At 51.1% G+C, this 5,793-nt stretch carries 2 tRNA genes and 4 rRNA genes; all 6 read left to right on the top strand.

Going from position 1 to position 5,793, the window contains the following annotated elements:
• The first annotated feature begins 426 nt into the window (after positions 1 to 426).
• Positions 427 to 1,963: ribosomal RNA gene (locus tag ACW9IB_RS29130) — 16S ribosomal RNA — on the top strand.
• 83 nt (positions 1,964 to 2,046) lie between these two features.
• Positions 2,047 to 2,123 (top strand) — tRNA-Ile (locus ACW9IB_RS29125).
• A 30-nt stretch (positions 2,124 to 2,153) separates the two neighbouring features.
• Positions 2,154 to 2,229: transfer RNA gene (locus ACW9IB_RS29120), tRNA-Ala, on the top strand.
• A gap of 246 nt (positions 2,230 to 2,475) precedes the next feature.
• Positions 2,476 to 5,367 (top strand): 23S ribosomal RNA (locus ACW9IB_RS29115).
• Between the two features lie 152 nt (positions 5,368 to 5,519).
• Positions 5,520 to 5,635 (top strand): 5S ribosomal RNA (gene rrf, locus ACW9IB_RS29110).
• Positions 5,636 to 5,744: 109 nt separating this feature from the next.
• Positions 5,745 to 5,793 (top strand): 5S ribosomal RNA (gene rrf / locus ACW9IB_RS29105); the annotation flags it as partial.

The raw sequence follows: 5,793 nt of genomic DNA, 5'->3' as shown, positions 1-5,793 counted from the left end.
TCATCGAAGCCTGGAGGGAGTTGGTAGAGCGGTGTTGTTTGGCTCTATTGACGTTTCGATCCTCTCGGTCGAAAGCGGAGAAAAAGAGGTGTTGACAGCAGCGTGTAACGCTGTAGAATTCGCCTCCCGCTAACGAGAGATCGGAAGCGCAAGTGGTTGAAGTTGTTGAAGAAATCTTCGAAAACTTCTGAAAATAATCACTTGACAGCAAATGAGGCTGCTGTAGAATGCGCGCCTCGGTTGAGACGAAAGCTCTTAACCAACCGCTCTTTAACAACTGAATCAAGCAATTCGTGTGGGTGCTTGTGGAATCAGACTGATAGTCAACAAGATTATCAGCATCACAAGTTACTCCGCGAGAAATCAAAGATGTAACCAACGATTGCTGAGCCAAGTTTAGGGTTTCTTAAAAACCCAAAGATGTTTGAACTGAAGAGTTTGATCATGGCTCAGATTGAACGCTGGCGGCAGGCCTAACACATGCAAGTCGAGCGGTAGAGAGAAGCTTGCTTCTCTTGAGAGCGGCGGACGGGTGAGTAATGCCTAGGAATCTGCCTGGTAGTGGGGGATAACGTCCGGAAACGGACGCTAATACCGCATACGTCCTACGGGAGAAAGCAGGGGACCTTCGGGCCTTGCGCTATCAGATGAGCCTAGGTCGGATTAGCTAGTTGGTGGGGTAAAGGCTCACCAAGGCGACGATCCGTAACTGGTCTGAGAGGATGATCAGTCACACTGGAACTGAGACACGGTCCAGACTCCTACGGGAGGCAGCAGTGGGGAATATTGGACAATGGGCGAAAGCCTGATCCAGCCATGCCGCGTGTGTGAAGAAGGTCTTCGGATTGTAAAGCACTTTAAGTTGGGAGGAAGGGTTGTAGATTAATACTCTGCAATTTTGACGTTACCGACAGAATAAGCACCGGCTAACTCTGTGCCAGCAGCCGCGGTAATACAGAGGGTGCAAGCGTTAATCGGAATTACTGGGCGTAAAGCGCGCGTAGGTGGTTTGTTAAGTTGGATGTGAAATCCCCGGGCTCAACCTGGGAACTGCATTCAAAACTGACTGACTAGAGTATGGTAGAGGGTGGTGGAATTTCCTGTGTAGCGGTGAAATGCGTAGATATAGGAAGGAACACCAGTGGCGAAGGCGACCACCTGGACTGATACTGACACTGAGGTGCGAAAGCGTGGGGAGCAAACAGGATTAGATACCCTGGTAGTCCACGCCGTAAACGATGTCAACTAGCCGTTGGGGACCTTGAGTCTTTAGTGGCGCAGCTAACGCATTAAGTTGACCGCCTGGGGAGTACGGCCGCAAGGTTAAAACTCAAATGAATTGACGGGGGCCCGCACAAGCGGTGGAGCATGTGGTTTAATTCGAAGCAACGCGAAGAACCTTACCAGGCCTTGACATCCAATGAACTTTCCAGAGATGGATTGGTGCCTTCGGGAACATTGAGACAGGTGCTGCATGGCTGTCGTCAGCTCGTGTCGTGAGATGTTGGGTTAAGTCCCGTAACGAGCGCAACCCTTGTCCTTAGTTACCAGCACGTAATGGTGGGCACTCTAAGGAGACTGCCGGTGACAAACCGGAGGAAGGTGGGGATGACGTCAAGTCATCATGGCCCTTACGGCCTGGGCTACACACGTGCTACAATGGTCGGTACAAAGGGTTGCCAAGCCGCGAGGTGGAGCTAATCCCATAAAACCGATCGTAGTCCGGATCGCAGTCTGCAACTCGACTGCGTGAAGTCGGAATCGCTAGTAATCGCGAATCAGAATGTCGCGGTGAATACGTTCCCGGGCCTTGTACACACCGCCCGTCACACCATGGGAGTGGGTTGCACCAGAAGTAGCTAGTCTAACCTTCGGGGGGACGGTTACCACGGTGTGATTCATGACTGGGGTGAAGTCGTAACAAGGTAGCCGTAGGGGAACCTGCGGCTGGATCACCTCCTTAATCGACGACATCAGCTGCTCCATAAGCTCCCACACGAATTGCTTGATTCATTGAAGAAGACGATAAAGAAGCAGCCCGAAATTGGGTCTGTAGCTCAGTTGGTTAGAGCGCACCCCTGATAAGGGTGAGGTCGGCAGTTCGAATCTGCCCAGACCCACCAATTTTGTGTGGGAAACGCCTGTAGAAATACGGGGCCATAGCTCAGCTGGGAGAGCGCCTGCCTTGCACGCAGGAGGTCAGCGGTTCGATCCCGCTTGGCTCCACCACTACTGCTTCTAGCGTTTAAAGCTTAGAAATGAGCATTCCATCACTGCGATGGTGAATGTTGATTTCTAGTCTTTGATTAGATCGTTCTTTAAAAATTTGGGTATGTGATAGAAAGATAGACTGAACGTTACTTTCACTGGTAACGGATCAGGCTAAGGTAAAATTTGTGAGTTCTCTTAGTTGAGAAATTCGAATTTTCGGCGAATGTCGTCTTCACAGTATAACCAGATTGCTTGGGGTTATATGGTCAAGTGAAGAAGCGCATACGGTGGATGCCTTGGCAGTCAGAGGCGATGAAAGACGTGGTAGCCTGCGAAAAGCTTCGGGGAGTCGGCAAACAGACTTTGATCCGGAGATGTCTGAATGGGGGAACCCAGCCATCATAAGATGGTTATCTTGTACTGAATACATAGGTGCAAGAAGCGAACCAGGGGAACTGAAACATCTAAGTACCCTGAGGAAAAGAAATCAACCGAGATTCCCTTAGTAGTGGCGAGCGAACGGGGACTAGCCCTTAAGTGGCTTTGAGATTAGCGGAACGCTCTGGAAAGTGCGGCCATAGTGGGTGATAGCCCTGTACGCGAAAGTCTCTTAGTCATGAAATCGAGTAGGACGGAGCACGAGAAACTTTGTCTGAATATGGGGGGACCATCCTCCAAGGCTAAATACTACTGACTGACCGATAGTGAACTAGTACCGTGAGGGAAAGGCGAAAAGAACCCCGGAGAGGGGAGTGAAATAGATCCTGAAACCGTATGCGTACAAGCAGTGGGAGCAGACTTCGTTCTGTGACTGCGTACCTTTTGTATAATGGGTCAGCGACTTATATTCAGTGGCGAGCTTAACCGAATAGGGGAGGCGTAGCGAAAGCGAGTCTTAATAGGGCGTTTAGTCGCTGGGTATAGACCCGAAACCGGGCGATCTATCCATGGGCAGGTTGAAGGTTAGGTAACACTGACTGGAGGACCGAACCGACTACCGTTGAAAAGTTAGCGGATGACCTGTGGATCGGAGTGAAAGGCTAATCAAGCTCGGAGATAGCTGGTTCTCCTCGAAAGCTATTTAGGTAGCGCCTCATGTATCACTGTAGGGGGTAGAGCACTGTTTCGGCTAGGGGGTCATCCCGACTTACCAAACCGATGCAAACTCCGAATACCTACAAGTGCCGAGCATGGGAGACACACGGCGGGTGCTAACGTCCGTCGTGAAAAGGGAAACAACCCAGACCGTCAGCTAAGGTCCCAAAGTTATGGTTAAGTGGGAAACGATGTGGGAAGGCTTAGACAGCTAGGAGGTTGGCTTAGAAGCAGCCACCCTTTAAAGAAAGCGTAATAGCTCACTAGTCGAGTCGGCCTGCGCGGAAGATGTAACGGGGCTCAAACCATACACCGAAGCTACGGGTATCACGTAAGTGATGCGGTAGAGGAGCGTTCTGTAAGCCTGTGAAGGTGAGTTGAGAAGCTTGCTGGAGGTATCAGAAGTGCGAATGCTGACATGAGTAACGACAATGGGTGTGAAAAACACCCACGCCGAAAGACCAAGGTTTCCTGCGCAACGTTAATCGACGCAGGGTTAGTCGGTCCCTAAGGCGAGGCTGAAAAGCGTAGTCGATGGAAAACAGGTTAATATTCCTGTACTTCTGGTTATTGCGATGGAGGGACGGAGAAGGCTAGGCCAGCTTGGCGTTGGTTGTCCAAGTTTAAGGTGGTAGGCTGAAATCTTAGGTAAATCCGGGGTTTCAAGGCCGAGAGCTGATGACGAGCTAACTTTTAGTTAGCGAAGTGGTTGATGCCATGCTTCCAAGAAAAGCTTCTAAGCTTCAGATAACCAGGAACCGTACCCCAAACCGACACAGGTGGTTGGGTAGAGAATACCAAGGCGCTTGAGAGAACTCGGGTGAAGGAACTAGGCAAAATGGCACCGTAACTTCGGGAGAAGGTGCGCCGGTGAGGGTGAAGGACTTGCTCCGTAAGCCCATGCCGGTCGAAGATACCAGGCCGCTGCGACTGTTTATTAAAAACACAGCACTCTGCAAACACGAAAGTGGACGTATAGGGTGTGACGCCTGCCCGGTGCCGGAAGGTTAATTGATGGGGTTAGCTAACGCGAAGCTCTTGATCGAAGCCCCGGTAAACGGCGGCCGTAACTATAACGGTCCTAAGGTAGCGAAATTCCTTGTCGGGTAAGTTCCGACCTGCACGAATGGCGTAACGATGGCGGCGCTGTCTCCACCCGAGACTCAGTGAAATTGAAATCGCTGTGAAGATGCAGTGTATCCGCGGCTAGACGGAAAGACCCCGTGAACCTTTACTATAGCTTTGCACTGGACTTTGAATTTGCTTGTGTAGGATAGGTGGGAGGCTTTGAAGCGTGGACGCCAGTCTGCGTGGAGCCATCCTTGAAATACCACCCTGGCAACTTTGAGGTTCTAACTCAGGTCCGTTATCCGGATCGAGGACAGTGTATGGTGGGTAGTTTGACTGGGGCGGTCTCCTCCTAAAGAGTAACGGAGGAGTACGAAGGTGCGCTCAGACCGGTCGGAAATCGGTCGTAGAGTATAAAGGCAAAAGCGCGCTTGACTGCGAGACAGACACGTCGAGCAGGTACGAAAGTAGGTCTTAGTGATCCGGTGGTTCTGTATGGAAGGGCCATCGCTCAACGGATAAAAGGTACTCCGGGGATAACAGGCTGATACCGCCCAAGAGTTCATATCGACGGCGGTGTTTGGCACCTCGATGTCGGCTCATCACATCCTGGGGCTGAAGCCGGTCCCAAGGGTATGGCTGTTCGCCATTTAAAGTGGTACGCGAGCTGGGTTTAGAACGTCGTGAGACAGTTCGGTCCCTATCTGCCGTGGACGTTTGAGATTTGAGAGGGGCTGCTCCTAGTACGAGAGGACCGGAGTGGACGAACCTCTGGTGTTCCGGTTGTCACGCCAGTGGCATTGCCGGGTAGCTATGTTCGGAATAGATAACCGCTGAAAGCATCTAAGCGGGAAACTAGCCTCAAGATGAGATCTCACTGGAACCTTGAGTTCCCTGAAGGGCCGTCGAAGACTACGACGTTGATAGGTCGGGTGTGTAAGCGCTGTGAGGCGTTGAGCTAACCGATACTAATTGCCCGTGAGGCTTGACCATATAACACCCAAGCAATTTGAGCTTAGAAAGCCAGATTGCGGTGTGTGAAGACGCAATGAACCGAAAGTTCGACGATCACAAGACACCGACAGCTGTCACATACCCAATTTGCTGAAGCGAGGCCAACCGGCCACGAGTCAGTACCCGAATTTCTTGACGACCATAGAGCATTGGAACCACCTGATCCCATCCCGAACTCAGTAGTGAAACGATGCATCGCCGATGGTAGTGTGGGGTTTCCCCATGTGAGAGTAGGTCATCGTCAAGATTAAATTCCAGAACCCCTGTTTGCGTATGCAGACAGGGGTTTTGTTTATGTAGAAGTCCATGAATTTTACTGGCGCGTTGCTAACGCAACGAGTCGGTACACAGAATTTCTTGACGACCATAGAGCATTGGAACCACCTGATCCCATCCCGAACTCAG

The organism is Pseudomonas sp. SDO524_S393 (assembly GCF_054071875.1).
Note: the sequence above shows the minus strand (reverse complement) of the source record. Positions and strands in the feature narration are given on the sequence as shown.